General features: G+C 69.7%; 27 protein-coding genes. 18 read left to right on the top strand and 9 right to left on the bottom strand.

Annotation, left to right across the window (positions count from 1 at the left end; genetic code table 11):
• From E3O28_RS09700 to E3O28_RS09690, 3 genes are all read left to right on the top strand, one after another.
• Positions 1-670: MFS transporter (locus E3O28_RS09700; protein WP_134415784.1), on the top strand; the 670-nt coding region annotated here is incomplete at its 5' end.
• Between the two features lie 152 nt (positions 671-822).
• Positions 823-1,518, top strand: a complete 696-nt coding sequence (gene nucS, locus E3O28_RS09695) for an endonuclease NucS (protein WP_104100577.1) — start codon at positions 823-825, stop codon at positions 1,516-1,518.
• A gap of 87 nt (positions 1,519-1,605) precedes the next feature.
• Entirely contained in the window at positions 1,606-2,274 is a 669-nt protein-coding gene (locus tag E3O28_RS09690) for an HAD hydrolase-like protein (RefSeq protein WP_134415782.1), read from the top strand.
• Between the two features lie 108 nt (positions 2,275-2,382).
• On the opposite strand, the gene hxlA is transcribed toward E3O28_RS09690, so the two are convergent.
• Both hxlA and hxlB read right to left on the bottom strand, forming a co-directional pair.
• The gene (gene hxlA, locus E3O28_RS09685) at positions 2,383-3,006 is read right to left on the bottom strand and encodes a 3-hexulose-6-phosphate synthase (protein WP_104100578.1); all 624 of its coding nucleotides are present in this window, start codon (positions 3,004-3,006) and stop codon (positions 2,383-2,385) included.
• 66 nt (positions 3,007-3,072) lie between these two features.
• A complete protein-coding gene (gene hxlB / locus E3O28_RS09680) occupies positions 3,073-3,723 on the bottom strand; it encodes a 6-phospho-3-hexuloisomerase (protein ID WP_134415780.1) in 651 nt (216 codons plus the stop codon).
• A gap of 100 nt (positions 3,724-3,823) precedes the next feature.
• Between hxlB and E3O28_RS09675 the strand changes: the two genes are divergently transcribed.
• The 3 genes from E3O28_RS09675 (at position 3,824) to E3O28_RS09665 (ending at position 6,732) form a co-directional block, all read left to right on the top strand.
• Positions 3,824-4,660, top strand: a complete 837-nt coding sequence (locus E3O28_RS09675) for a LuxR C-terminal-related transcriptional regulator (RefSeq protein WP_134415778.1) — start codon at positions 3,824-3,826, stop codon at positions 4,658-4,660.
• Positions 4,661-4,736: 76 nt separating this feature from the next.
• Positions 4,737-5,390 (top strand): class I SAM-dependent methyltransferase, encoded by a 654-nt coding sequence (locus tag E3O28_RS09670; protein WP_134415776.1) that lies wholly within the window; start codon positions 4,737-4,739, stop codon positions 5,388-5,390.
• A 52-nt stretch (positions 5,391-5,442) separates the two neighbouring features.
• The gene (locus tag E3O28_RS09665; protein WP_134400780.1) at positions 5,443-6,732 is read left to right on the top strand and encodes an MFS transporter; all 1,290 of its coding nucleotides are present in this window, start codon (positions 5,443-5,445) and stop codon (positions 6,730-6,732) included.
• 271 nt (positions 6,733-7,003) lie between these two features.
• Here E3O28_RS09665 and arsA read toward each other — a convergent pair whose 3' ends face one another.
• Together arsA and arsD are read right to left on the bottom strand one after the other, a co-directional pair.
• Entirely contained in the window at positions 7,004-8,821 is a 1,818-nt protein-coding gene (arsA, locus tag E3O28_RS09660) for an arsenical pump-driving ATPase (protein ID WP_277874708.1), read from the bottom strand.
• Positions 8,822-8,829: 8 nt separating this feature from the next.
• Positions 8,830-9,294 carry an arsenite efflux transporter metallochaperone ArsD gene (gene arsD / locus E3O28_RS09655; protein WP_134415774.1) on the bottom strand — a complete coding sequence of 155 codons (465 nt, stop codon included), beginning with the start codon at positions 9,292-9,294 and terminating at the stop codon, positions 8,830-8,832.
• A 191-nt stretch (positions 9,295-9,485) separates the two neighbouring features.
• On the opposite strand from arsD, the gene E3O28_RS09650 reads away from it, so the two are divergent.
• Both E3O28_RS09650 and E3O28_RS09645 read left to right on the top strand, forming a co-directional pair.
• Positions 9,486-9,968 carry a heme-degrading domain-containing protein gene (locus tag E3O28_RS09650; RefSeq protein ID WP_134415772.1) on the top strand — a complete coding sequence of 161 codons (483 nt, stop codon included), beginning with the start codon at positions 9,486-9,488 and terminating at the stop codon, positions 9,966-9,968.
• 154 nt (positions 9,969-10,122) lie between these two features.
• Entirely contained in the window at positions 10,123-11,127 is a 1,005-nt protein-coding gene (locus E3O28_RS09645) for an acyl-CoA thioesterase (RefSeq protein ID WP_241973083.1), read from the top strand.
• 133 nt (positions 11,128-11,260) lie between these two features.
• On the opposite strand, the gene E3O28_RS16345 is transcribed toward E3O28_RS09645, so the two are convergent.
• Positions 11,261-11,428 (bottom strand): hypothetical protein, encoded by a 168-nt coding sequence (locus tag E3O28_RS16345; RefSeq protein WP_166784790.1) that lies wholly within the window; start codon positions 11,426-11,428, stop codon positions 11,261-11,263.
• A 370-nt stretch (positions 11,429-11,798) separates the two neighbouring features.
• On the opposite strand from E3O28_RS16345, the gene E3O28_RS09640 reads away from it, so the two are divergent.
• Both E3O28_RS09640 and E3O28_RS09635 read left to right on the top strand, forming a co-directional pair.
• Entirely contained in the window at positions 11,799-14,450 is a 2,652-nt protein-coding gene (locus E3O28_RS09640) for an excinuclease ABC subunit UvrA (protein WP_166784789.1), read from the top strand.
• A gap of 58 nt (positions 14,451-14,508) precedes the next feature.
• Positions 14,509-15,795: a GNAT family N-acetyltransferase gene (locus E3O28_RS09635; protein WP_104100586.1), complete on the top strand. Its 1,287-nt coding sequence runs from the start codon at positions 14,509-14,511 to the stop codon at positions 15,793-15,795.
• A 43-nt stretch (positions 15,796-15,838) separates the two neighbouring features.
• Here E3O28_RS09635 and E3O28_RS09630 read toward each other — a convergent pair whose 3' ends face one another.
• Entirely contained in the window at positions 15,839-16,534 is a 696-nt protein-coding gene (locus tag E3O28_RS09630) for an FCD domain-containing protein (protein ID WP_158250247.1), read from the bottom strand.
• A gap of 211 nt (positions 16,535-16,745) precedes the next feature.
• Between E3O28_RS09630 and E3O28_RS09625 the strand changes: the two genes are divergently transcribed.
• The 8 genes from E3O28_RS09625 (at position 16,746) to E3O28_RS09590 (ending at position 23,868) form a co-directional block, all read left to right on the top strand.
• The gene (locus E3O28_RS09625; protein ID WP_241973082.1) at positions 16,746-18,149 is read left to right on the top strand and encodes a gluconate:H+ symporter; all 1,404 of its coding nucleotides are present in this window, start codon (positions 16,746-16,748) and stop codon (positions 18,147-18,149) included.
• Between the two features lies 1 nt (position 18,150).
• A complete protein-coding gene (locus tag E3O28_RS09620; protein WP_104100588.1) occupies positions 18,151-18,735 on the top strand; it encodes a gluconokinase in 585 nt (194 codons plus the stop codon).
• A 79-nt stretch (positions 18,736-18,814) separates the two neighbouring features.
• Positions 18,815-19,090, top strand: a complete 276-nt coding sequence (locus E3O28_RS09615) for a hypothetical protein (protein ID WP_104100589.1) — start codon at positions 18,815-18,817, stop codon at positions 19,088-19,090.
• Positions 19,091-19,289: 199 nt separating this feature from the next.
• Positions 19,290-19,814, top strand: coding sequence for a hypothetical protein (locus E3O28_RS09610; protein ID WP_134415770.1), 525 nt, complete (start codon positions 19,290-19,292; stop codon positions 19,812-19,814).
• Positions 19,815-19,909: 95 nt separating this feature from the next.
• Entirely contained in the window at positions 19,910-20,503 is a 594-nt protein-coding gene (locus E3O28_RS09605; protein WP_134415768.1) for a DUF305 domain-containing protein, read from the top strand.
• A 3-nt stretch (positions 20,504-20,506) separates the two neighbouring features.
• Positions 20,507-21,469, top strand: a complete 963-nt coding sequence (locus E3O28_RS09600; protein WP_134401987.1) for a F510_1955 family glycosylhydrolase — start codon at positions 20,507-20,509, stop codon at positions 21,467-21,469.
• Between the two features lie 107 nt (positions 21,470-21,576).
• Entirely contained in the window at positions 21,577-22,806 is a 1,230-nt protein-coding gene (locus E3O28_RS09595) for an aminotransferase class V-fold PLP-dependent enzyme (protein WP_166784788.1), read from the top strand.
• Positions 22,807-23,868, top strand: a complete 1,062-nt coding sequence (locus tag E3O28_RS09590) for a hypothetical protein (RefSeq protein WP_104100594.1) — start codon at positions 22,807-22,809, stop codon at positions 23,866-23,868.
• Between the two features lie 20 nt (positions 23,869-23,888).
• Here E3O28_RS09590 and E3O28_RS09585 read toward each other — a convergent pair whose 3' ends face one another.
• The 3 genes from E3O28_RS09585 to E3O28_RS09575 all read right to left on the bottom strand — a co-directional run bounded on the left by E3O28_RS09585 (position 23,889) and on the right by E3O28_RS09575 (position 26,360).
• Positions 23,889-24,338 carry a DUF2269 family protein gene (locus tag E3O28_RS09585; protein WP_134342762.1) on the bottom strand — a complete coding sequence of 150 codons (450 nt, stop codon included), beginning with the start codon at positions 24,336-24,338 and terminating at the stop codon, positions 23,889-23,891.
• A gap of 73 nt (positions 24,339-24,411) precedes the next feature.
• Positions 24,412-25,059 carry a hypothetical protein gene (locus tag E3O28_RS09580; protein WP_134342761.1) on the bottom strand — a complete coding sequence of 216 codons (648 nt, stop codon included), beginning with the start codon at positions 25,057-25,059 and terminating at the stop codon, positions 24,412-24,414.
• Between the two features lie 110 nt (positions 25,060-25,169).
• Positions 25,170-26,360 (bottom strand): ferrochelatase, encoded by a 1,191-nt coding sequence (locus tag E3O28_RS09575; protein WP_241973081.1) that lies wholly within the window; start codon positions 26,358-26,360, stop codon positions 25,170-25,172.
• Positions 26,361-26,376: the final 16 nt, after the last annotated feature.

Here is a 26,376-nt window from a genome sequence, read left to right as displayed (position 1 = left end):
GACGGCGTCGGCGTCGGGCGCGGAGCCGGGCGTCGCGCCGGGAACGGCGGAGGCCGGGCCGCGCCCTGCGCCGCCGTGGCGGGAGCGCCTGCGCGTCGGCCTGTCCGCGTGGGGTGACACGAGGATCCTCCTGATCGGCACGATCGTGCTGGGCATGACCTTCGCCGAGGGCTCGGCCAACGACTGGCTGGCCCTGGCCGCCGTCGACGGGCACGGGCTGAGCAACACGGAGGGCGCCATCATCTTCGGCGTCTTCGTGACGGCGATGACCGTCGGCCGAGTGTTCGGCGGGCCGATCCTGGACCGGTTCGGGCGGGTACCGGTGCTGCGCGCCTGCGCCGCGCTGGGCATCCTGGGCCTGGTGTTGTTCATCCTCGCGCCGAACGAGGGGCTGCTCTACACCGGCACGGTGCTCTGGGGTCTCGGCGCGTCGCTCGGCTTCCCGGTGGGCATGTCGGCCGCCGCCGACGACACGCAGAACGCCGCCGCCCGAGTGAGCGCCGTCGCCATGATCGGCTATTTCGCGTTCCTCGTGGGCCCGCCCGTGCTCGGCCTGCTCGGCGAGGCCTGGGGCATCCTGAACGCCCTGTTCCTGATCCTGGCGCTGATGGTTCTGGCGGGCCTGGCCGCCCCCGCCGCGCGCGAGCGCACCAACGCCCCCGCCGCCTAACGAATTCGACGGAGATTTTGGCGCTAGAGGCCGGTTTTGGGGCTGTTTCAAGCCGAAACGGCAAAATCTCCGTCGAATTGGTTCGGACCCGGGGCGCGGGAGGTTCGTCGAGGGTGGGCGAACGTATGCCGCGGCGCGGTTAGGCTCGAACCGTGCGCCTTGTGATTGCGAAATGTTCCGTCGACTACGCCGGGAGACTGAGCGCGCATCTGCCGCTGGCCACCCGCCTGCTCATGATCAAGTCGGACGGCAGCGTGCTCGTGCACTCCGACGGCGGCTCGTACAAGCCGCTCAACTGGATGAGCCCGCCGTGCAGCCTGGCGCTGTCCTGGCCCGATGACGACCAGACGGAGGCCGGCGTCACGGCCGTCTGGACGGTCACCCACGCCAAGACCGCCGATCAGCTCATCGTCAGCATCTACGAGGTGCTGCACGACTCCGCCCACGAGCTCGGCATCGACCCCGGGCTGATCAAGGACGGCGTCGAGGCCCACCTGCAGAAGCTGCTGGCCGAGCACATCCACCTGCTCGGCGACGGCCATATCCTGGTGCGCCGGGAGTACATGACGGCGATCGGCCCGGTCGACATCCTGGCGCGCGACTCCACGGGCGGATCCGTCGCCGTGGAGCTGAAGCGGCGCGGCGACATCGACGGGGTCGAACAGCTCACGCGCTACCTCGAACTCATGAACCGCGACCCGCATCTTGCGCCGGTGATCGGGGTTTTCGCCGCACAGATCATCAAGCCGCAGGCGCGCACCCTGGCCGAGGACCGGGGCATCCGTTGCCTCGTTCTCGACTACGACGCCATGCGCGGACTCGACGACACACAATCGAAACTCTTTTAGGGGCTGGCGGCCCGCGCGAAAGCGTATTACTCCTATTTTTCTTTAAATTCATGCGATGGATCGACTCCCGACCCCTAGTATTAGCCTGTGATTTCGACATTGACCCGCACGTGGAGTGCCATCATATTTGACCTTGACGGAACGATCACCGATTCCGCCCCGGCCATCACCAATGCCCTCGCCCGCACCTTCGCCGTGCTGGGCCGCCCGGTTCCCGCCGACGCGAAACTACTGGCCTACGTGGGGCCGCCTCTGCTGGCCGCTTTCCGCGAGTACGCCGGAATGACACCGGAGGAGGCCGCCGAGGCTGTCGCCGTCTACCGCGCCGACGACCAGGGCAAGCACCTGCTGGACACCGCCATCTTTCCGGGCGTCGCCGGACTCCTCGAGCGCATCCACGCGGCAAAGATCCCGATGGCCGTGGCCACCAGCAAAACCCAGCACAATGCGATCGCGGTGCTCGAGCACTTCGACCTGGCACAGTACTTCACCGCCATCGTGGGCTCCACCGACACCGAGACGCGCAGTTCCAAGGCCGACGTCGTGGCGGAGGCCCTCGAGCGCCTCGCCGCCGCCGGTGCCGACCTCAGCAAGCCCGTCATGGTCGGTGACCGCCGCTACGACGCGGAAGGTGCGGCCGCCCACGGCGTGCCGGCCATCCTCGTGGAGTGGGGCTACGGCTCCCCGTACGAGGCCGCCGAGGCGACCGCGACCGTCTACTCCGCTGACACGCTCGGCAAGATGCTACTCGGCTGACACCCCCCTCCCTGCCCCCACGAGAAAGCACCCTCGTCTCGAAACGAGGGTGCTTTTTCCGTATCCACGCGGACTCCCGCGCCAACTCCGGGGTGGACTCCGGGGTGGCTAGATGATGGCGGCGCGCAGGGCGGCCGCCGCGGCGGCCGGGTCCTCCGCGCCGTAGATGGCGCCGCCGGCGACGGCGACCCGGGCCCCGGCACGCTGCACGGAGGCAATGGTGGCGACGCTCACACCGCCGGCCAGGGAGAACGGAACCCGGGCGGTCTCACCCTGGTTGAGCAAAGTCGAGAGCGAGAAGCCGGGCTCCGCCTGCTCGTCAAGGCCGGCGTGCATCTCGACGAAGACGGCGCCGAGCTTTGTCACTTCGCGGGCCCGCGTCACCTTGTCGGCGACGCCGATCAGGTCGACGACGACGCCTTTGCCATGCTTCGTGGCTGCGGCGACGGCCCCGACGATGGTACTGTCCCCGGCCGTGCCGAGCACGGTCACCAGGTCGGCGCCGGCGGTGAACGCCAGGTCGGCCTCGAGCTCACCGGCATCCATCGTTTTGAGGTCGGCGAAGACCGTCTTGTCGGGGTGAGCGGCCTTGATGGCGGTCACGGCACGCAGGCCCTCCGCCTTGATCAGCGGGGTGCCGAGCTCGATGATGTCCACGTAGGGTGCAACTTTCGCGGCCAGCTCGAGGGCCGCATCCGTGGTGAGTACGTCCATGGCGACTTGAAGCTTCATGATGGTCTTCTTTCCGGTTCTGGTGACGTCTGGTGAGGTCTGATAGGTCTGAGTGAGTGAAAAGCGTTATTCGAGGTTGGCGTGCCGCGGCCACAGATCGTCGGCCGTGGCCCCGGATGCCTTCCACAGGCTGTGGAAGATCGCGTCGCCGAGCACGACGACGGTCTGTTCAAAGAGCGCGCCCGAGTACTGCAGCGACCGGAGTTCGTCGTGGTCCTGCTTCTGGGCGGCCGGCACGACCACGGTCACCGCGGCCAGCGCGGCGAGCGGGGAGTCCGGAGCGGTGGTGATCGCGATTACCCGGGCACCGGATGCCGCGGCGGTCTCGGCCGCGCGCACGACGGCGGCCGTCGCGCCGGACCCGCTCGCTACCAGCAGCACGTCGCCGGCCGCGATCGCCGGGGTGGTGACCTCGCCGACCACGTGCACGTCGAGCCCGAGGTGCATCAGCCGCATCGCGGTCATGCGCAGGGCCAGGCCGGACCGGCCCGCGCCGAGAACGAACACGCGCCGGGCTCCCCGCAGGGCGGCCGCAGCCTGGTCGAGGGTCGGGAGGTCGGCCGTGTCGTCAGTGCTGTTCGCGCTGTTCGTGGTGTTCGCGCTGTTCGTGGTCGCCGTCGTCAGGAGCTGGCGCACGATCCCGGCATTCTCGGCCGCGATGGCGGCGAGCGATTCGGTCACGGTCAGTGTCACGGGGGTGTCGGTGCAAGAAGGCATCCCCTTATGCTCCACTCTTTCGGGCGGGCAGGAGGCCCACCGAACGGGCGGTGCACCTACTCGAACGGATGGCTGAACGCGCCTCCGGTAGGATGCTGAGGTGAATAGTCAGCGCCCAGCCCCCTCGATCGAGCCGTTCGACTCCCGCTCGGCCGCCGCCGAGCGCGCCCGGGTCGTCGCCGACCTGACCGACACGCAGGCGACCACGCTCGAGTCCCTGCTCGCCGTGCTCCGCTCCCGGAACACGAGCGACGCCTCGGCCCGGCAAACCGCGATCGACCTGGCCGCGACGGCGATGGTGGCGCTGCGCGCCGTCTCCGACCTCGACCGGTCCCTCACCGAGGAGCCCGTTGCTCGGGCCTTCGAACGCCTGCGCGACGACCTGCGCCCGCTCGTGCGCTTCGGCGACCTCGACGTGCAGTTCATCGAGCCGCCCGTGAACGGCCGGGCCCTGCCCGGCGAGGTGGCCCACGCCGCCCGGGCCATCGTGCGCGGCGCGGTCCTGGCTCTGGTCGAGCAGGCCGGGGTGGCCCGCGTGCGCGTGCACTGGGACTGCGACGGCAGCAACCTTTTGATCCACATCCGCGACGACGGCTCCGGCGACCTCACCCCGGACAGCCCGAGCGTCAGCCGGTTGACGAGCCGGGTGGCCGCACTGAACGGCTCGCTGCGGCTGGAGGCGACGACCGGCTGGGGGTCCGAAATGACCGTCACCCTCCCCCTCGACGTGCCGCTCGCACCGCTCACGGCCGCCACCGCGTGGGGTCTGAGCCCGCGCGAGAAGGGCGTGCTCGAGCTGGTCGCCTCCGGCGCCCGCAACCGGGCGATCGCCGAGACGCTCTCGATCAGCGAGAACACGGTCAAGTTCCACGTCGCCAACCTGCTGCGCAAGGTGGGTGCTTCCACCCGGGCCGAGCTGGCAGCGCTCTCCCGCTGAGCCGCCGCTTCCGTGCGAAACTGGCCATCGCGCAGCATCCGTTCACACCGACGGATGCCCGCCGAGAGGACACGCCATGGACGCCACCGAATGGGACACCCGCTACCGCCTCGCCCGTGAGGCACAGGCCGGCCAGGCCGGACGTCTGTGGTCGGCTCTGCCGGCACAGATCGTGCAGGACACCGTGAGCCCGTTCCCGCCGGGGCGTGCGCTGGATCTGGCCACCGGCGACGGTCGCAACGCGATCTGGCTGGCCGGCCACGGCTGGACGGTCACGGCGGTCGACTTCTCCGCCGAAGCCGTCGGCCTGGCCGAAGCGCACGCCGCCGAGGCAGGCGTGTCGGTGGACTGGCAGGTCGGCGACGCCACGACCTGGGATCCGTCAGGCGAAAGCTTCGACCTGGTCACCGTGATGTACCTGCACCTGCCCGAGCCCGCCTTGCGCGCCGTGCTGGCCCGCGCCGCCGGGTGGCTCTCCCCCGGCGGGCACCTGGTCGCGCTCGGGCACGACCAGACCAACCTCGCGACCGGGGCTCCCGGACCGGGCGATCCGGCCATCCTCTACTCGCCCGAGCTGCTGCGTTCCTGCATCGACCCCGCAAGCCCGGGTGCCTCCCGGGTCGTGCGCTGCGAGACCATCCGCCGCGACCTCGCCACCGACCCGGAGGCCCCCGGCGACGGCGGCGCCGTCACGTTCGCCCTCGACACCCTGCTCGTCGTCGAAGTCTAATTACCCCCTGGGGTATGCTGAAACCCCAGCGCACATGCCACAAGGGAGTCCGATGTCCACCAATCCGGATGCGCCCGCGCCCGTGACCCCGGACGCCCGCCCCGCGCCCGCGCCCGCCGACCACACGCCGCTGCAGCGCACGGTCGTGCGGGTGCTCATCGCAGGCCAGATCCTCGGCGGCATCGGCATGGGCGCGACGCTCTCCCTCGGCGCCCTGCTGGCCGCGCAGCTCTCCGGCTCCAGCGCCTGGTCGGGCATGGCCGCCACCATGAGCACCCTCGGCGCCGCCCTCGTGGCCGTACCGCTGGCCCGCCTGGCCCAGCGCCGCGGGCGCCGCCGCTCCCTCGCGACCGGCTCGCTCATCGCCGGCTCCGGCGCTGTTCTCGCCATCACCTCGGTCACGGTCGACATCTTCCCGCTGCTCCTGCTGGCCCTGATGCTCCTCGGCGCCGGATCGGCCACGAATCTGCAGGCCCGCTTCGCCGCCACCGACCTCGCAAGCACACAATTCCGGGCGCGCGACCTGTCCATCGTGGTCTGGTCGACGACCATCGGCGCCGTGCTCGGCCCGAACCTGTTCGGCCCCGGCGAGACCGTGGGAAAGGCCCTCGGCCTGCCCCCTCTGACCGGTGCCTTCGCCTTCTCCCTGATCGCCACGGTCGGCGCGGCCGTTGTCTACACGGTCGGACTCCGCCCCGACCCGCTGCTCACCGCCCTCGCCGCACGCGAGGTCGACCCCGTCGGCGGCACGCGGCGCGGCGGCCTGGCCATCGTGCGCGTCAACCCACAGGCCCGCTTCGCAGTGGTCGTGATCGCCTGCAGCCACGCCACCATGGTCGCCCTGATGTCGATGGCCCCGGTGCACCTGCGCGACCACGGCGCCACCCTGACGCTGGTGGGGCTGACCATCAGTTTCCACGTCGCCGGCATGTACGCGCTCTCGCCCGTCTTCGGTTGGCTGGCCGACCGGCTGGGACGGATGCCCGTCATCCTCATCGGCCAGAGCCTGTTGCTGGTCTCGCTGGCGATCTTCTGGCTGGCCGGGGAGTCACAAACTGCCATGACGGTGGGGCTGATCCTGCTCGGACTGGGCTGGTCGGCATCCGTCGTCGCCGGCTCGGCGCTGATCGCCGAGGTGGTGGGCGTGCACGACCGCGCCGCCCTGCAGGGTTTCTCCGACCTATCGATGAACGGGGCCGGTGCCCTCGGCGGAGCCCTGGCCGGCCTGATCCTGAGCGCGATCGGCTACTCCGGGCTCGGGCTGGTCACCATGGTGCTCGCGGGCGTCATCGTCGTCTGGTCTGCCGTGCGCGGCACCACGGCCCGGCCGGTCGTGCGCTAACCGGGTCAGTCCTGACAATTGGTTATTTCACTGCGGCAGGTGCGAGTCGACCGCACCGCGTGGACGCTTTCCGCACAGCTGGCATCCCGCCCTCGGTGTCGAACCAATTCGACGGAGATTTTGTGCTGAGAGCGCTCTTTCCAACTATTTGAACCCGATTTGGCCAGAATCTCCGTCGAATTCGTTCGGGACGCAGGTACTTCGGGGCCTCAGACTCGACAGACGTAGGGGCTGGAACACCGGCCGACCCCCTCGCTGGCCGACCGGCCAGCTAGCGAACGGATGCCGGCGCGGGCTGCCGCCCCGCGGCGAGCGCGAGCAGCGCCGGAATGCCCACCGGCTCCTCCGCCAGCAACGGCACCACCGCGAGCCGCGGGGCGCGCTTCTCGTGCACGTGCTCGAGCTCGGGGAGCTCGTTCCGGGCCCGCGCGAGCAGCAGCGGGTTGGTCGGCGCCGCCGCGGCGATCGAGTTGTTCACGATCCACGCCCACGGGGTGATGCCGGCCCGCTCCAAATCGGCCTGCAGCTCCGCGGCCTCGAGCACGGGCGTGGTCTCGGCGAGGGTGACCAGGATCACTTTCGTCTGCTCCGGGTCCTGCAGCCGCATCATCGGCGTCGTCAGACGGATGCCGTCGCCCAGCTGCCGGGTGACCTCGCGGTGGTACGACCCGGTCGCATCCAGCAGCAGCAGGGTGTGGCCCGTGGGCGCGGTATCCATCACGACGAAGGTGCCCTTCGCCTCCCGGCTCACGCGGGAGAAGGCCTGGAACACGGCGATCTCCTCCGTGCACGGCGAACGCAGGTCCTCGCGGAGCATAGCTTGGTCCTGCGCGTCGAGGTGAGCGCCCTTCGTGCGCATGACCCGCTCGGAGTAGTTGGCGATTTCGACGGCCGGGTCGATCCGGGACACGGTCAGGTTCGCCAGCCCGCCAGCCAGGGTGTCATCGAGGTGCGCGGCCGGGTCGGTCGTGGTGAGGTGCACGGGCAGCCCGCGTTCGGCGAGGCTGACGGCGATCGCCGCCGCGAGCGTGGTCTTGCCCACACCGCCCTTGCCCATCAGCATCACCAGGCCGTGGCCGCCGGCCTCGATCTCGTCGACGAGAGCCGAGAGCGGGGCCCCCGGAGCGACCGTGGCGATTCCGGTGCCCGGTGTCGGGACGACTTCAGGCTCGAACAGGCTGCGGAGCGCGGCCAAGCCGACCATGTTGGTGCTCTTCAGCCCCACGTAGTCGGTGGGCGCGGTGCGCAGCCCCGCGGGCATCGCCGCGAGCGCCTGCTGTTCGCGCACCCGGATGGCGTCGAAGAGCGGGTCGGCCTCGGCGGGCGTGCCCGCATCGGCATCAGAATCCGTTGCCGGTCCGGCCGGCAGGATGCCGTTGACCACCAGGTGCTGACGCTGCATGCCGATGGCGTCGAGTTCTGCCTGGGTGCGGGCGGCCTCCCGCAGGGCGCCGCCCTGGGCGCGCGCCACGAGCACCAGCCGGGTGCGGGCAGGGTCGGCGAGGGCGGCCACGGCGTCGGCGTAGACGGCGCGCTGCTTCTCGAGGCCGGAGAGCGGCCCGAGGCAGGACGCGTCGCCCGTGCCCTCGGTGAGGAAGTCGGTCCACGACCCGGGCAGCTGCAGCAGACGGATGGTGTGCCCGGTGGGGGCCGTGTCGAAGAGGATGTGGTCGTACGCGGCCGTCCACGCGGCATCCGTCAGCAGGTCGGTGAACTCGTTGAACGAGGCGATCTCGGTGGTGCAGGCACCCGAGAGCTGCTCCTCGATCGAGGCCATCTCGGCGGGCGGCAGCAGGCCGCGCACCGGGCCGACGATGCGTTCGCGGTACTGCGCGGCCGCCTGCTCGGGGTCGATCTCGAGGGCCGACAGGCCGGGCACCGCCGCGATCGGCGTGACCGTGTTGCCGATGGTCACCCCGAAGACCTGGCCCACATTGGAGGCCGGATCGGTGCTGACCAGCAGCACGGATGCCCCGGACTCGGCCAGACGCACCGCGCTCGCGCACGCGATGGAGGTCTTGCCGACCCCGCCCTTGCCGGTGAAGAAGAGGAAACGTGGGGCGTCGTCGAGGAAGCGCAGGGTCGTCATGATCGGCCCTAGCAGCAGCCGCCGTTGCCGCAGCAGCCGGCATCGGCGCCCGCGGTATTTTCAATGATCTCGGTGGCTGTGGCGCTACCGGACCCGGCCATGGCTAGCAGCCGCACCGTTCCCTCCGGCTGCACGGCCGCACGGTGACTGGCCGCGCCGGTGTCGACAGCCGCCACGTCGGTCCAGCTCGCGAGCTCGGCGCGGGTCGGGTAGCGGCCGGTGAGCACGGTGGCTCCCCCTACGAGCGTGACGGGCAGGCCCTCCTGGCCGACGGTGTGCAGGAACTGGCGGGCCACCTCGTTCTGCACGAAGGCGAGGGGCTCCTGGGCCAGGTTGAATCGGGCAATGTCGCCGCCGTTCGCGCGGGTGAAATCGAGGTCCGCGGAGAAGGTGACCAGCGCCTGGTCGACGTCGACTCCGCAGATGCCTGTGCCGCAGCACAGTCCCGGTTCGAAAATCTCGATGTGTGCCATGGGTGACCATCTCCTAGACCGGCATCCAGAGGGGACGACTTGTCCGTGATGACGGTCCTCCCAGTATATCGACGCTTATCGATATTTGGCGACTCGTTTGCGTTAGCACTGGCTCCCGTTGCGAGCGCGGGAGTGGAAGACTGACTGCGGGCGCCTCTGCCCTGTTCATCATTCAACCCGAAAGGCATGCGATGACCGACGCGCACGACGCCGCAGACCTTCTCCCGCTGCTTTTCGAGCAGGAACGTGTCATTCAGTTCGACTCCTTCGACGTGGGCGACGCCTGGGCCGTCGGGTCGCGGCTCGTGGAACTCGGAAACGCCCGGCGGCATCCGATCGCGGTGTCGATCATGTTCGGCGACCAGCGCGTCTTCCATGCCGCCCTGCCCGGTGCCTGCGCCGACAATGACGCCTGGCTCGAGAACAAGTTCCGGGTGGTGCGGCGCTTCGCCAACTCCTCCTACGCCGTGGGCATGCGCTTCCGAGCGAACTCCCGCGACTTCAGCACCGACTCGAACCTCGACCCGAACACACACGCCGCGCACGGCGGCGCCTTCCCCCTGCGCGTACGGGGCTCGCTCATTGGCGTCGTCGGCGTCTCCGGGCTGGCCCAGCGCGATGACCACGACCTCGTCGTCGAGGCGCTCGAGGAACACCGCCGCACCCACGGCTGACCGGCAACGGTCTGGCCCGCACCCGACTCCCCTGCCCCGGCTGCCCCGTCCCGGCTGCCCCGTCCCGCGGCCCTGTCCCGCAGCCTTGTCCCGCAGCCTGCCCGGATGTGAAAGTCTGGACCGAAGCCCCTGACCTGCTTTCGTTGGAGTATCCGTGACCGCCGCACCTGTCCGTTCGATGTCGCAATTCGACGCGGGCATGCCCGACGACCGCATCACCCTGCGGTTCATGGCCGTTCCCGCCGACGTCGCCGCTTCGGGCGCGACCGTGGCCGCTGGCAGCGTGCTCGAGTGGATTGACAAGGCCGCTTACGCCTGTGCGGTGGGCTGGAGCGCATCCGACACGGTCACCGCCTACGTCGGCAATGTGCACTTCACCCGGCCGATAAAGCCCGGCAACCTGGTCGAGGTGCACGCCCGCATCATCCACACCGGACGCACGAGCATGCACGTGCTTGTCACGGTCGAGACCACGGATGTCCGCGCCCGGGAATACAGTCCGGCGACCCACTGCATCCTCGTCTTCGTCGCCGTCGACGATGCCGGGAAGCCGCAGGAAGTTCCCTTGTGGGTGCCCCACTCCGACGTCGACCGGGAGCTGCAAGAGAACGCGACGGCCCGGCTCGAGCCGCGCAAGCGCATCCAGACTGTCATGCGCTCACAGGAATATACCGATGACAGCACCACGCCAGGCACGATGTTCCGGTTTTTGGCCGACCCCGCCGACGCGAACTGGGGCGGCAACGCCCACGGCGGAACCGTGATGCGCTGGATCGATGAGGCCGCCTTCGCTACGGCGGCGGCCTGGAGCTCCGTAGCGGCCGTTGCCGTCTACTCGGGCGGCATCCACTTCTACCGGCCGATCCACATCGGGCACATCGTCGAAGTGGATGCCCGGCTCATCCACACAGGCAAGCGCAGCATGCACATCAGCATCCGGGTGCGCTCGGGCAGTCCACGCACGCCCCACGATTTGCACCTCACGACGCAGTGCATGAGCATTTTCGTCGCACTCGGCGCGGACGGGCACGCCGAGCCGGTAGAACCACTGACGCTGATCACCCCGGAGGACAAGCGGCTCGACCAGCACGCCCGGGACCTGATGGAATTGCGCGCGCCGCTGGTCATGATGCCCGTTGACCACCTGCGCCTGCCGTGACCGGCGCGCCCTTACGGCCCGAACGAATTCGGCGGAGATTTTGCGCGAATCGGACCTAAATCCTGCGAAAGAGCGCTTTCACGCCAAAATCTCCGTCGAATTGGTTCTACACCGGCTCAGGGGAACCGACGGGTCACTCCGGGGGGTCGTTCGCATGCTCGGCGGCTGCGGCCAGTGCGGCGCGCTCGCTCTTCGAGAGCCGCGCGACGTAAGCGCGCTTGAGTTCGGCCCAGCGGGGCATCGAGACCTGGTTGGCAGGTACCTGCTGGTCGGAACCGGTGGGAGTGGTGCGGTCGGCCATGGGGTACTCAGCGACGCTCGCCGATTGGGGCGGCGCTCGGCGGGGACTGGCGGGACAGGAACGCTCTCTTCAGGGACGCCGAACGCAGCAGGGAAACGTAGTGGGTAGCGGTGGATCCGGATGTATCAGCCAATGGTTCTCTCAGTCTCAAACGTGGTTTGAACGGCACGCCGCTGAGCCTGGTTCAATAGAAGAGCGATCGAGATTGTCACGGTAGAACATCGGGATCTGTCACGGTTGAGCATCGAGATGAAGACCGGCCCACCACCATCAGCGGACGGGATCGCAATTCACCAGTATACCGCGTCGCCTCTCAGGTCCACTGTCTCTAGCCCGGCATCCGCCCAGACGTTCGGGCTAGAGTCGGCGGATGCAACCGCCTCGACCTGACGCCGACACCGCCGCCTCGACCCGGAACGCTCCGTCGACCGCACTAGGGAACGCGCCATTCGCGGGCTTCGTGCAGGTGCGCGGGGCTCGGGAGAACAACCTCCGGAACGTTGATGTCGACGTTCCCCGGGACGCCATCGTCGCCTTCACCGGGGTCTCCGGCTCCGGAAAGTCGTCGCTGGCGTTCGGCACCATCTTCGCGGAGGCCCAGCGCCGGTTTCTGGAGTCCGTCGCGCCCTACGCGCGTCGGCTGATCCAGCAGGGCCACACCCCGCAGGTTGACGAAATCATGGGGCTGCCGCCGGCCGTGGCCCTGCAGCAGCGCCGAGGCGCGCCCAGCTCCCGCTCGAGCGTGGGCACCCTGACCACCCTGTCCAACTCGCTGCGCATGCTGTATTCCCGGGCCGGCATGTACCCGGCGGCTGCCCCACGCCTCGAGTCCGACTCCTTCTCCCCCAACACCGTGGCCGGCGCCTGCCCGCAGTGCCACGGCCTCGGCACGGCGCACACCGTGACCGAGGCGACCCTCGTGCCCGACCCTGCCCTGAGCATCCGTGACGGCGCCATCGCGGCCTGGCCGGGCGCCTGGCAGGGCAAGAACCTGCGGGACATCCTGATCACCCTTGGCTACGACGTGGACACCGCCTGGCAGGACCTGCCGCGCTCTGCGCGGGACTGGATCCTGTTCACTGAGGAACAGCCCGTGGTGGAGGTCACCCCGCAGCGCGACCGCATCGCCAAGCCGTACCAGGGCCGATTCTGGAGCGCGAGGAGCTACGTGCTGCACACCCTGGCCGACTCCAAGAGCCAGAGTCAGCGGGAGCGCGCGCTGCGGTTCGTCGAATCCGGCCCGTGTCCGCTGTGCGACGGCAGCGGTCTCACGCCCGCGGCCCTGGCGGTCACGGTGGCCGGCCGGTCGATCGCCCAGCTCAACCTGCTGCCGCTGACCGTGCTCGCCGAGCTGCTTCGCCCGACGCTCCGGGCGAGCGGCGCCGAGCGCACCGCCGCGCCTGATTCCGCGGAGCCGCACACCGCGAGGCCGCACGCCGCGGAGCCCACGGAGGCCGCCGTGACCCTCACCCGGGACCTGCTCGCCCGCATCGAGGTGCTGCTCGAACTGGGCCTCGGCTACCTGAGCCTCGGGCGCGCGACGCCCACCCTCTCCCCCGGCGAGATGCAGCGCCTGCGCATCGCCACCCAGCTGCGCTCGGGCCTGTTCGGCGTGATCTACGTGCTCGACGAACCGTCGGCCGGGCTGCACCCGGCCGACGCCGAACCGCTGCTGCTCGTGCTGGAGCAGCTGAAGGCATCCGGCAACTCGGTCTTCGTCGTCGAGCACAACATGGACATCGTGCGCCGCGCCGACTGGGTCGTCGACGTGGGCCCGCTGGCCGGGGCCGGCGGCGGCGGCGTGCTCTACAGCGGACCCATCGCAGGTTTGGCCGATGTGTCGGAGTCGGTTACCCGGCAGTTCCTGTTCCCGGCCGCGCCGGAGCCGGCCGCGCCAGCCCCGCCCCAGCCCGACGCGCCCCAGCCCGCGGCGCTGCGCACACCAGAACGCTGGCTGGGCCTGCACGGTGTCACCCGGCACAACCTCCGAGGCGTCGACGCCGGCTTCCCACTCGGTGTGCTGACCGCGGTGACCGGCGTGTCCGGTTCGGGCAAATCCACCCTGGTCAGCCAGGTTTTGGCGGATGCCGTGCGGCTCGCGCTGCATCCGGAGTCCGACGTCGCCGTCGCCTCTGATCCGACGGCAGCCGCAGGCGCCGTCGACGACGACGACGGCGAACGCGGCGACCCCGAGCCGCGGGCGCGGGTCGACCGGATCACCGGCCTGGAGGCCGTGGACCGCCTGGTGCGCGTGGACCAGAAGCCGATCGGGCGCACTCCGCGCTCCAACCTGGCCACCTACACCGGGCTCTTCGACGCGGTGCGCGCGACCTTCGCGGCCACGGACGAGGCCCGGAAGCGCGGCTACGGCGCCGGGCGGTTTTCCTTCAACGTGCCCGGCGGCCGCTGCGAGACCTGTCTCGGAGAGGGCTCGGTGAGCGTCGGGCTGCTCTTCTTGCCCGGCAGCTACACGCCCTGCCCGACCTGCCTTGGCTCGCGCTACAACCCGGAGACCCTTCAGGTGACCTATCAGGGCAAGTCCATCGCCGACGTGCTCGGCCTGAGCGTCGAGGAGGCCGCCGGCTTCCTCGCCGACGTGCCGGCCGCTGCCCGCAGCCTCGCCACCCTGCGGGAGGTCGGGCTCGGCTACCTGCGTCTCGGCCAGCCGGCCACCGAGCTCTCCGGCGGCGAGGCCCAACGCATCAAGCTCGCCACCGAACTGCAGCGCGCCCGCCGCGGCCACACGATGTACCTCCTCGACGAGCCGACCACCGGACTGCACCCCGCGGATGTCCGCCTTCTCCTGGCCCAGCTGGGCCGCCTCGTCGACGCCGGCAATACGGTGATCGTCGTCGAGCACAACCTCGATGTGGTGGCCGCCGCCGACTGGGTGATCGACCTGGGACCGGCCGGCGGAGATGCGGGCGGCCAGATCGTGGCGACCGGAACCCCGGATGCCGTCGCGCGGCACCCGCACAGCCGCACCGCGCCTTACCTTGCCCGCCGCTTGGCTGATCGCTAGTTCGGCGACGCAAGTGCCATAGATTGGGAGGCGTACGTGTCGGCGCGAAGGAGCACTCATGACTGGTTGGCGGATCCGCGACTTTCACTCGGACGACCTCGACGGCATCCTTCGCCTCTGGGAAGAGATCACGGCCGCCAAGACGGAGCCCGTCTACGGCCTGTCCGAGGTGCTGGCCTCCTGCCAGAAGGATGACGCCGTGGTCGCCCTTGCCGGCGACGAGGTCGTCGGGGCCGCCGTGGGCCGCGCCGCCCACGCCCAGGGCTGGGTCGTCTTCCTCGCCACCGCGCAGCGCTACCAGGGCCGCGGCATCGGCACGGCCCTGCTGGCCGCCCTCGAGAAGAAGATGTCCCGGCACGCGTTGACCAAGCTGTCCGCGCTGATGCCCGAATCGGCCACGCGCGTCGACGCCTTCGTGAAGCGGGGCTTCGAGGTCAAGCAGCACCTGCGCTACTTCGAGCGCCACATCCCGGTGCAGCGCGAGGAGCTGCGATCGCTCAGCGAACTGGGCGGGCGCATCCTGCCGCGCGATCTCTGGGAGGGCGTCGGCGGCATGCGCGCCGAAAAGGAGCTGCTCGAACGAAGGCTCGTCATGCCGCTGGCCAAACCCGACATGGCCGAACAGTACGGCGTCGTGCCACCGAAGGCGGTCGTGCTCTTCGGGCCTCCCGGAACGGGCAAGACCACCTTCGCAAAGGCCATCGCGTCGCGGCTGGAATGGCCCTTTGTCGAGGTCTTCCCCTCGCGGCTCGCGGCTGACCCCAAGGGCCTTGCCGGTGCGCTTCGGGAGACCTTCCTGAAGATCTCCGAGCTGGAGCACGCGGTCGTGTTCATCGACGAGGTCGAGGAGATCGCGGCGCAACGCGGCGGCGAGCCACCCTCGGCGCTGCAGGGCGTCACCAATGAGCTGCTGAAGATCATTCCCGCCTTCCGCGAGCAGCCCGGCCGGCTCCTGGTCTGCGCCACGAACTTCATCCGCGCCCTCGATTCCGCCTTTCTCCGGCACGGACGCTTCGACTACGTCATCCCGATCGGGCTTCCGGATGTCGCCGCCCGCCAGGCCATCTGGGAGCGCTACATCCCCGAGGGCAGGAAAAGCACGGTCGACCTGAGCGCGCTCGTCACCGCAAGCGACGGGTTCTCACCAGCCGACATCGAGTACGCCGCCCGGCGCGCCTCCCAGCAGGCGCTGGAACGCGCACTGTTCGAGGGGGAGGACGAGTCGACGCCCGGCGGCCCGGGCACCGAGGACTACCTGGTCGCGATCCGGTCGACCCGCACGACCGTGTCGGCCCAGGTCGCCAGCGAATTCCTGGAGGACATCGAGCGGCTCGCCCGGCTCTGAGCACGAGGTGCCGGGCAACGGACACTGCGCCAGGCCGGCAGCCTCAGGCCCCGAGGCCCCGTTCGGCGCGGCCCGATTCCTGGATGAACTCGGTCAGGGTGGCTTCGATCGTGGCATACGACCAGCGGTACGCGGCATCCTCGTCGCGCGCGAACAGCGCCTCGGCCAGCTGGTTGTGCCGGTGGGCCGACGGCGGCGTGTACTCGGTGATGGTGAAGCGCTTCTCCTCCTCGCGCGTGCGGAGGAGCGCCGCGACCGTGCCGGCGAAGTGCCCCATCACGCTGTTGCCGGAGGCGATCAGGATCAGGGAGTGGAACTCGATGTCGGCCTCGAGGAACCCGCGACCGTCGCCGGCAAGATCAGCCGCGACCATGCCCTCGGCTGCCGCCCGCACCGCGTCCAGCTGCTCGGCGGTCATCAGGCGCGCGCTCAGTCGGGCGGCCACAGGCTCGATTCCAAGGCGCAGTTCGAGCATCTCGCGCATCTGGGTGAGATAGTCGGTGCCGCGTCCGCGCCAGTAGATGATCTGCGGGTGCATCAGGTCCCAGGAGGTGCGGGGCAGCACCTGGGTGCCCACCCGCTGCCGCGGCTCGACCATACCCAGCGACTGCAGCACCCGCAGTGCCTCGCGCAGCACGGAGCGAGAAACCGCGAATTCCTCGCTGATCACGTCCAGGTTCAGGATGTCGCCGGTCAGGTATCCGCCGTCGACGATCTGTTGGCCCAGCGAGTTCACCACCCGCGCATGAAGCCCTCGCTCACGCCACACTCCTGCGCCCGCCCCACGGTTCATCTCAGCTTCTCCCTGCGGACTGGCCGCGCGCGTCGTCGCGACGTCGCCCATCGTGATCGTACCGGCGTTGGTCCCGGAGTCGCGATTCGTGTGCCACACTCAAATATCTGATTAATCAGATTATTGGACGATGAGGTCGCAGTGAAGCAGCCTCGGAATGGAAATTCAGATGATTCTTCCCTACGCGGCTCCGGTGGTTCCGATTGAACCGGCCGGCAGCGACCTCCAGCTCATCCTCGCCGCCCTCGTCGGCGTCGCGGTGATCATCCTGCTCATCACCTGGCTCAAGGTGCATCCGTTCCTCGCCCTCTCGATCGGCGCCGTGGGCGTCGGCGTCGGGGCCGGCCTCGCTCCCGCCGCCGCCGTCACGAGCTTCAGCGCCGGCTTCGGCGCCACCATGGCCGGCGTCGGCATCCTGGTCGGCTTCGGCGCCATGTTCGGCAAGCTGCTGGCCGACTCCGGCGGAGCCGACCGCATCGTCGACTCGCTGGTGACGCGCTCGAGCGCCCGCACCCTGCCGTGGACGATGGCCCTGATCGGCGGGCTGATCGGCCTGCCGATGTTCTTCGAAGTCGGCCTCGTGCTGCTCATCCCGGTGATCATCCTGGTGGCCCGCCGCAGCGGGCTCTCGCTCATCCGCATCGCCATCCCGGCCCTCGCCGGCCTGTCCGTCATGCACGGCCTGGTGCCGCCGCACCCCGGTCCGCTCGTGGCCGTGACCACTCTCGATGCGAACCTCGGGCTCACTCTCGCGATCGGCGTGCTCATCGCCATTCCGACCGTCATCATCGCCGGCCCGATCTTCAGCCGGTTCGCGAGCCGCTGGGTCTCCGTGCCTGTGCCGGCCCTGTTCCTCACCAACGAGGATCAGGGTCTGGGCGAGAACATGCGGCGCCCGAGCTTCCTGATCACCATCTCGGGCATCCTGCTCCCCGTCGTGCTGATGCTCGCCCGATCGATCGCCGACGCGATCGACCCGGGATCCACCTCGCCTCTCAACGCCACGCTCGACTTCCTCGGCACGCCGATGATCGCCCTCGGCATCGCTGTGATCTACGCGATGATCGTCTTCGGTCGCGGTGGCGGCATGGACCGCGCCGGGGTCGCCAGGTCCCTCTCCGACTCCCTCCCGCCGATCGCGGGCATCCTGCTCATCGTGGGTGCGGGCGGCGGGTTCAAGCAGGTGCTCATCGACACCGGCATCGGCACCGTCATCGCCGACGCCGTGGCCGGCAGCAGCGTCTCGGTGCTCGTGCTGGCGTGGTTCGTCGCCGCCCTGATCCGCGTCGCTACCGGGTCGGCCACCGTCGCCACCGTGACGGCCGCCGGCATCCTCGCCCCCGTCGCGGCCAGCCTGGGCAGCACGGATGTCTCGCTGATGGTTCTCGCCATCGGCGCCGGTTCGCTCTTCCTCTCCCACGTCAACGATGCCGGGTTCTGGCTCGTCAAGGAGTATCTCGGCACGACCGTCGGGCAGAATCTGAAGACCTGGACCGTGATGGAATGTCTGATCTCCGTGGTCGGCCTTGCCGGCGTCCTCCTGCTGAATATCGTGATCTAGCATGTTCGAGACTCAGCAGCCCGTGCTCGTGATCATGGGCATCTCCGGATCCGGCAAGTCCACCGTGGCGGGGCTCCTCGCCGGCCAGCTGGGCTGGGATCTCGAGGAGGGCGACGACCTGCATCCCCAGGCGAACATCGACAAGATGTCTGCCGGTCGGCCTTTGAACGACGAGGACCGCGCGCCCTGGCTCGACACGGTCTCCTCGTGGATCATCGAGCACACCATGGCGGGGGCGCCGGGAATCATCACCTGCTCGGCGCTCAAGCGCCGTTACCGCGACGTGCTGCGCGAGCACAACGTGATCTTTGTGCACCTGACCGGGTCGACGGACCTGATCGGGCGCCGGCTTGCGACGCGCCTCGACCACTACATGCCGACCTCCCTGCTCGATTCGCAGGTGGCCACACTCGAGGCGCCTGACGCCGACGAGCGCGCGATCTCCATCGACGCCGGCCGCGCTCCGGCCGAGGAGGCCGCCGAGATCGTGCGGCGGCTCGGGCTCACGCCCCGGTCCGGCTCGTCGAGCCTGGGCGCGCGAGAACCGGGCAAGTCCTCGGTGCCGGGGTCGCGAGCAATTTCCTGATCGGGTCTGGCGAGTGTCGGCGGCATGAACTACACTCACAGAATCGAATAGATGTTCGAGAAAATCAAGGGAGCCACGCATGCCTCAGATCATTGACGCAGTCGTCGACGTGGAGCTGTCCGTCGACGGCGACCCGCGGGCGTTCATCTGGAACCGGTTCGAACACACCGTCATCGGCCAGCCGCAGGCGATCTTCACCCGCACCCGCTGGTGGGAGAATGCCGGCGGCGTGCCGTCCCGCATCGACACCGAGCTCTGGCGCCTCGATGCCTCGCGCGGCGACGAGGAACAACACCGCTACGACCTGCGCCGCGACACCGACGGGTCGTGGGTGCTCGCGCTCGACTGGGGGTGAGCCCCGGCCCGGGTGTCGCCCCGGACCGAGGCTGCTCCCAGCTGACGCCGATCCGCCCGGTATACCCTGAGGGGGCATCCACGGTGAGCGACAGGCCGACGGAAGCCCAGACCACAGTTCGGACGGAGGCGGCAAGCTGCACACACGCGCTGCGATCTCGCTCCGTGGCGGACGCCGGGTCTTCCACTCCGCCCTGCTCATGATGGCCGCGCTGCTGCTCTGCCTGCTCGCGGCGCACACGGCCGGAACCGGACACGGGCCGGCGCACGGACCGGGCGGCCTGTCCTCGGCCCCGACCGCTCCCGCTCCCTCATCAACAACAGCGTCAACAACCATGACCACTGCGATGACCGCCGACGCACACTCCGCGGCCGGGCACACCGCATCATCCGCCGCGCCTCTCGCTGCATCCCTCGCTGCATCCCTCCCCGCATCCCTCACCGGCCCGCTGCTCGAGCGCATCGCGCCCGCGACCGCGACCGTGGTCGCCCTGTCCGCCAGCGCACTCGGCAGCGCCGACACCCACGCGATGTCCGGTCTGGCCACCCTCTCGATGACGTGTTCCCTGCTGCTTGTGCTGGTCGGCCTGATTCTGCTGGCACGGCGCCCGTCGGCCTGCCGTCGCCTGCTCGAGGCCGGCAGCTTCATCGTCGGCTCCTTTTGGGAGATTCCGCTGCACCTGCATCGGCCCCGCCTCACCCTGCTCTCCATCAGCCGCATTTAGGCCGAAACCCTCGCCAGCGCACCCCACCGGCCTGCGCGGCCCGGCCGCACCCCGGCCCCCGGTTTCTCAACCTTTTGTCAACGAATGGAACACCAATGCTCCGCACCATCCGCACCTCGCTGATCGCCGCCGCCGCGCTCACCACGGCGCTCACCCTTACCGCCTGCGGCGACCCGACCCCGGCCGCCGACGCCCCGGCCGCCGACGGACCCACCGCCACCGCGTCCGCCAACGCCAACGCCGCGGATGTCGACTTCGCCCAGATGATGATCCCCCACCACGAGCAGGCCGTCGCGATGAGCGACGACTTCCTCGCCAAGCACGGCACCGACCCGCGCGTCGTCGCCCTGGCGACCAAGATCAAGGCCGCGCAGGAGCCCGAGATCACCCAGCTGACCGATTGGCTGGGCGAGTGGGGCGCCGAAACGGGCGGCATGTCCGACATGAACCACGGCACCGACGGCATGATGAGCGAGGCCGACATGATGACGCTCGGCAACGCCTCGGGCGCAGACGCCGACCGGGTGTTCCTCAAGATGATGATCGCGCACCACGAGGGCGCAATCGCCATGGCGCAGACGCACATCGACGAGGGCAGCAACGCCGACGCCCAGACCCTCTCGGCCACCATCGTCGCGTCGCAATCCGCCGAAATCGCCGTCATGACCGACCTCCTCGCCGCGTACTGACCCATGACGACGTCCAGCAGAACCCTCCGCCTCGGCGGCGCCGCCCTGATCACCGTCGGCCTCGCGGCCGCGCTGGCCGGTTGCGCGCCCACTCCGGCTGCTCCGCCAACCGGCACGTCCGCCCCCACCACGGCGGCTTTTGAACACATTCACGGCCTCGGCGCCGACCCGTCCACCGGCAAGACCTACGCCGGCACGCACCAGGGCGTGTGGCAGGTCCCGACCGACCTGCTGCCCGACAGCTACCTGGCCGGCGCGCCGGAGGCCGGGCTCACCCAGCCCACCCTGAGCGATGGCCCGGCCTTCGACGCCATGGGCTTCACGGTGGCAGCGCCGGGCCTGCTGCTGGCCTCCGGGCATCCGGGCTCCGACGAGTCCACGTTGGTGGGCCCCAACGTGGGACTGATCAGCAGCGTGGATGCGGCAGCCACGTGGTCGAACGTCTCTCTCGCCGGCAAGACCGACTTCCACGACCTCGACGCGGTGACCCTGCCGCCGGGAGCCTTGCGCGTCTACGGCTACGACGCCGCCGCCGGCAGGGTCAGCATCAGCGACGACGATGGGGCCACCTGGTCGCCCGGAGCCGCGGTGGCGCTGCGCGACCTCGCCGCCGACCCGGCGACCCCCAACCGGGTCTTCGCGACCACCGAGAACGGCCTCGCCGTGAGCAAGGATGCCGGGCGCACGTTCGCGCTGGTCCCCGGCGCACCGATGCTGTACCTGATCGACGTTCAGGATGCCGCGGCCGGCGGCGGTGTCGTCGGCATCGACCCGGAGGGCGTGCTCTGGCACGAGGAGGCCGGAAGCGGAACCTGGACCCGCGGAGGACAGACCGACGGCAGCCCGGAGGCCTTCGGCTTCGTCGGCGGGAGCGTGCCCTGGCTCCTCGCCGCCGACCGACGCGGGGTCGTCGCGAGCGACGACTTCGGTCTCACCTGGACCGTGCTCGTTGCGGCCCAGGCCTAGCCCGGTGCGACGGATGAAGCTATGACCACCACGCTCCCAGCCGGTTCCCAGCCGCGCCGGGCAGAACCCGCTGCTCGCCTAGAATGAGCCGGAAAGAATTGAAGGACATGAAGCACACTGGGTTGTTCCGGCGCACGCCACCGGTTGCGGTCGAAACCGGCCGTCTCGCCGATTTCGCTTACCTCGAACCCGGCGCGGTCTACCTCGACTCCGCCTGTCAGAGCCTCCGGCCGCAGCCGGTCCTCGACGCCCTGACCGAGTACTACACGGAGTACAACGCCTGCGGCGGGCGCGTGAAATACGCCTGGGGCACCCGCGTCGACCGGGAGGTGCAGGACGCCCGCCGGGCCGTGCTCGAGCTGCTCGGCCTCTCCGGCCGGGGTCACGCGGTCTCCTTCACCCTCAACACGACCTTCGGGCTGAACCTGCTGCTGCATCAGCTGCCGCAGGGCCGGTTCGGGCAGATGGTCACGAGCCACATCGAGCACAATTCGGTCTTCCTGCCCACCATGACGGCGGCGACCCGACTGGGGGTGCCCCGCCTGGTGCTCGACCGCGCCCCCGACGGCGCCCTGGTCTACCGGCCGGCCCAGCTCGAACGCGCGATCGTGGTCGTCAACGTGGCCTCCAACATCGACGGGCGTCTGCTTACCAACCTCACCGACCTGGTGCGCGACACCCACGCCCGCGGCGGCATCGTCATTCTCGACGCCGCCCAGGCCATGGCGCACGAACGAACCCTGCTGGCCAAAACCGAGGCCGACGCGCTCTGCTTCTCCGCCCACAAGATGTACGGCGCCAGCCTCGGCGTGGTCGTCGCCACCCACGAGCTGCTCAGTTCCCTCGAGCTCACCTTCGTGGGCGGCGGCATGGTGGCGGATGTCCGCGAAGACTCCTACGACCTTCTCGCCAACGACCCGGGCGCCCTGCTCGAACCCGGGCTGCAGGCCTGGGGCGAGATCATCGCCCTGCGCCGTGCGATCGAGTGGCTGGGACAGGTGCGCCCCGGCGGCCGGCCCGCGGCCGAGCACCTTCAGGGTCTCTCGCAGCGTCTCTTCGAGGGTCTCGGCGACATCCCCGGCCTCACTCTGGTCAACACCGCGGCCAGCCCGGTGATCAGCGCCTACGCCCCGAAACAGGATTCGCACCGGCTCGCAGTGTTCCTCTCCCACTCCCACATCATGGTGCGCAGCGGCTACTTCTGCGCCCACCACTACCTGAAAGACCAGCTCGGGCTGCCGCCGCTGCTGCGCTTCTCGCTCGGACTGCACTCAACCACGGCCGATGTCGATCAGGCCGCACAGGCCCTCGCGCGCCTGATGAAAGGCCTCTCCTAAGTGTTCTGCATTGCCGCATTCATCGTTCTCGTTCTCATGGGGGCCGTGTCGGCACGATACCGCCGCTACCTAGGCAGGGCGTGGAACTGCACCCTCCGCCGTGTCACGTTCCGCCCCTGCGACACCACCTTCAAGCAGGACATCAAGGACCACCTGCTCGCGCCGCTGGCGGTGCGCCGTCCGAAGCTCGTCGGCCCGGCATCCGTCGCCCTCGAGGTGGTCGCGCTGCTCGTGGTGCTCACCACCGTCTGGAGCGCATACGTCGTCGTCAAGAGCGGTGTGAACCTGTACGTCTACGGCACCTGCAACAAGCAGGATTCCGCATCCTGCAGCCTGGGCGCCGAGGCCTGCTCGATCCCCGACCAGACGCCCACCTTCGGCGAGTCCCTGCTCTCCGGCGACGTGATCGGCGCCTTCGGCAACGACTTCGCCAGCCTCGGCGAGACGTTCTCGGCGATCCCCTCCCGCATGCAGAACTGGGAGGCCGAGGAATACCTGCCCGCCAACGCCAGCTACCTGGGCGTCTACGACGCGAAGAAGGAAACCGCGCTCGAGGTCATCGACCCCGGCTGCACCTACTGCCTGCAGCTGTTCAACAACATCGAGGAGGCCGGGTTCGACGACCGGATGAACCTCACCTACATCGCCTACCCGATCGCCGCCGCCGACGGCTACAAGTTCCAGAACTCGCTGCTCGTCACCCAGTACCTCGAGGCGCTGCGGCTGAACCCTCTCGCCGACGCCGCCACGCCGGTCGACTGGGAGATCCTGCGCCGGATCTACACGGAAGTCGATGACAAGGGCGTTTCCTGGCAGAGCGTGATCAACGGCGCCGAGCCGGCTGTCGCCACCGCGCTGCTGCAGGACTGGTCGGCCGAATTCGGCCTGAGCCAGGAACAGGTCGCCGACGTGGCATCCGTCGCCGCCTCCGACGAGGTCGCGGACATCATCGCCGCGAACACGCGGCTGGTCGAGGAGAGCATCCACACCGTGAAGATCCCGACGATCATCTTCGATGGCCGCCGTCACGACGGCCTGGTCTCGGTGGGCGACCTGGACTAGCCCGGCGAGACTGTGAACGGCTAGACCGGCTTGACCACCATCAGCACGACCACGACCACCAGGAGCAGCGAGACGATGCCCGAGCCCATGGCCACGCGCGAGTAACCGGCGACCTTGGCGCCGGCGACCCGGGTACCGCTGGCGGACTGCTCGGCGAGGAGCTCCGAGACCGACTTCATGGTCGGAACCACCAGGAACAGGCTGAGTACGAGGGCCACCGCGTAGAGCACGATCGACAGCCAGATCCAGGTCGACGCGAGGGAGGCGTTGTCCCTGAAGCCCGCCGCGCCGAAACCGAGGAACACCACCAGCAGCGACAGCAGAGTGAAGAGATTGGTGGACTTCGCCAGTGAGGCCACCTGGCCGGCTTCCCCGGCACGCATGGAGCGCATGGCGGTCATGGGGAGGATGGCCATGGGCCCGACGATGAAGACGCCGGAGACAATGTGCAGGGTGTTGAGGGGTTCCATTTTTCCAGCGTAGGCCCCCGCCGTCCGCTCGCCGGTGCACCGACACGTTTGAGGGGTTGGCGGCCCGCACCTCTCACGGCTGTCGTCTCGAGGCCCGCACCTCGGGGTGGTCGTCGGGCAGGGCGTGCCGGGAGCCGGCGCGCAGCAGCACGAGGTTCTTCCGCTCCCAGTCGAGCACGGCCTGCCGCTGCGGATCGATCGCCCGACCTTCCGCGCAAGCCGCGGCGGCGCGCCCGCAGACGCAGGCCAGCGGCATGCCCTCCACGGCGTGGTGCAGCTGCCCGATCCGCCAGAGCACGGCCATAGCCCAGTCGAGCTGACGGTGCGCGAGCTCGGTCTTCCGCTCGGCGCGCCGCACCAGGTCACTCTCGAGGAGCGCGCGCACCCCGGCGCTCTTCGTGCGGTCGGACTCGCCGGCCACGACGCCGCGCAGCTCCACCACCTGGGCCGTGAGCCCGTCGATCACCGCCTGCTGCTCGGCATCCGCCCCCGCCGACTTCTCGGCGAACTGCCGGTGGTTCTCCTGCTGGTCGGCGTATTGCCCGACCCACAGCTTGATGTGCTCCGCGTCCCGGCGGGTGGCCTTTTCCGCCCCCAGGTGGTGCAGGCAGGATGCGCAGACCACCTGGTCGGTCGCCGAGGTGAACGTGAACGGCTGCAGCGACTGGCAGCAGAAGCACTGCGCCCGGATGGCCACATACAACGGATACGGGTGGGTCACGGTTGGTCCTTCGTTAGCCTTCTTGAGCCCTATCGCCGAGCGTACCCAATCGGTGGGAGGCCGGGGTCACCCGCGGATGGCGGCCATCCGCTCGGCCAGTTGCGCGGGCGTCAGCGGTGCGCCTCCCCCGATGAAGGACCTCCCTGGGCCGCGGGATTTCCTGCTGGGGATGAGGGTTCCGTCCCCGGCCTCCGGGCCGGCCCCTTTTCGCAGCATCCCACCGGGCACACATCCGTCCATGGTCCGAGCGCGGTGAGCGCGCAGCGTTCCGGGGTCGTTGCCGGCGTCAGTCGCTCAAGCAACAGGTCGACGAGCCCCGCCACGAACGCCGGGTGCAGGCCGGGGGTCGACACCCGGGTAAACCCCAGGTCGTGCGCGGCGGCAGTGGCCGCCGCCTCCGTGTCGAGGTCCCAGGAGACCTCCATGTGGTCGGAGATGAATCCGATCGGCACCACGACGACGGCCCGCGTGCCGGCCGCGGCGAGCACGACGATGACGTCGTTGACGTCAGGTTCGAGCCAAGGCATTTCGGGCGGCCCCGACCGCGACTGGAATGCCAGAGACCAGGCCGGGGTGGCGTCGGCCACTGTGTCGTCGTCCGCCGCCGCTGAAACGGCGGCCATCACCACCTCCGCGACGGCCCGGTGCTGCGCCTCGTAGGCCCCGCCGGCACCGAAGGATCGCTCGCGTGGGCCACTCTGCTCGGCATCCGCCATCGGGATGGAGTGGGTTGTGAAGAGCACGTGAACGTCATCCGGGGCCAGGCCCTGCCGCGCGAAGTCGGCGAGGGCGGAGCAGACGCCGAGCACGAACGGGGCGACGAAGCCGGGATGGTCGAAGTAGGGGCGAACCGCGTCGATGCGCACGGCGTCGCCGAGCCCGGTGGCGCACCGCGCCTCGGCCAGGTCTTCCCGGTACTGCCGGCAGCTCGAGTAGGAGCTGTACGCGCTCGTCGTGAGCGCGAGCAATCGGGTGTGGCCGGCGTCGACGGCCGCAGTCACGGCGTCTCGCAGGTACGGAGCCCAATTGCGGTTCCCCCAGTACACCGGCACGAAGGTGTCTCGGGCGGCCAGTTCGGTCTGGAGCGCGTCACGGAGCGCCCGGTTTTGGGCGTTGACCGGGCTCACACCACCCGAGGAGCGGTAGTGGGCGGCCACGGTTTCGAGGCGTGCCTCCGGAACTCCGCGGCCCCGGGTGACGTTCCGTAGGAACGGGATGACGTCGTCCTGGCCCTCGGGGCCTCCGAAGCCGAGGAGGACCACGGCGTCGTACCCGGCTGGCTCCGCGGGAGGCGCGGGCACGAGGCCATCCAATGGC

It is taken from the genome of Cryobacterium sp. TMT2-14, assembly GCF_004402465.1.
GTDB classification, from domain to species: Bacteria; Actinomycetota; Actinomycetes; order Actinomycetales; family Microbacteriaceae; genus Cryobacterium; species Cryobacterium sandaracinum.
This window is presented reverse-complemented; position numbering and strand designations above follow the sequence as displayed.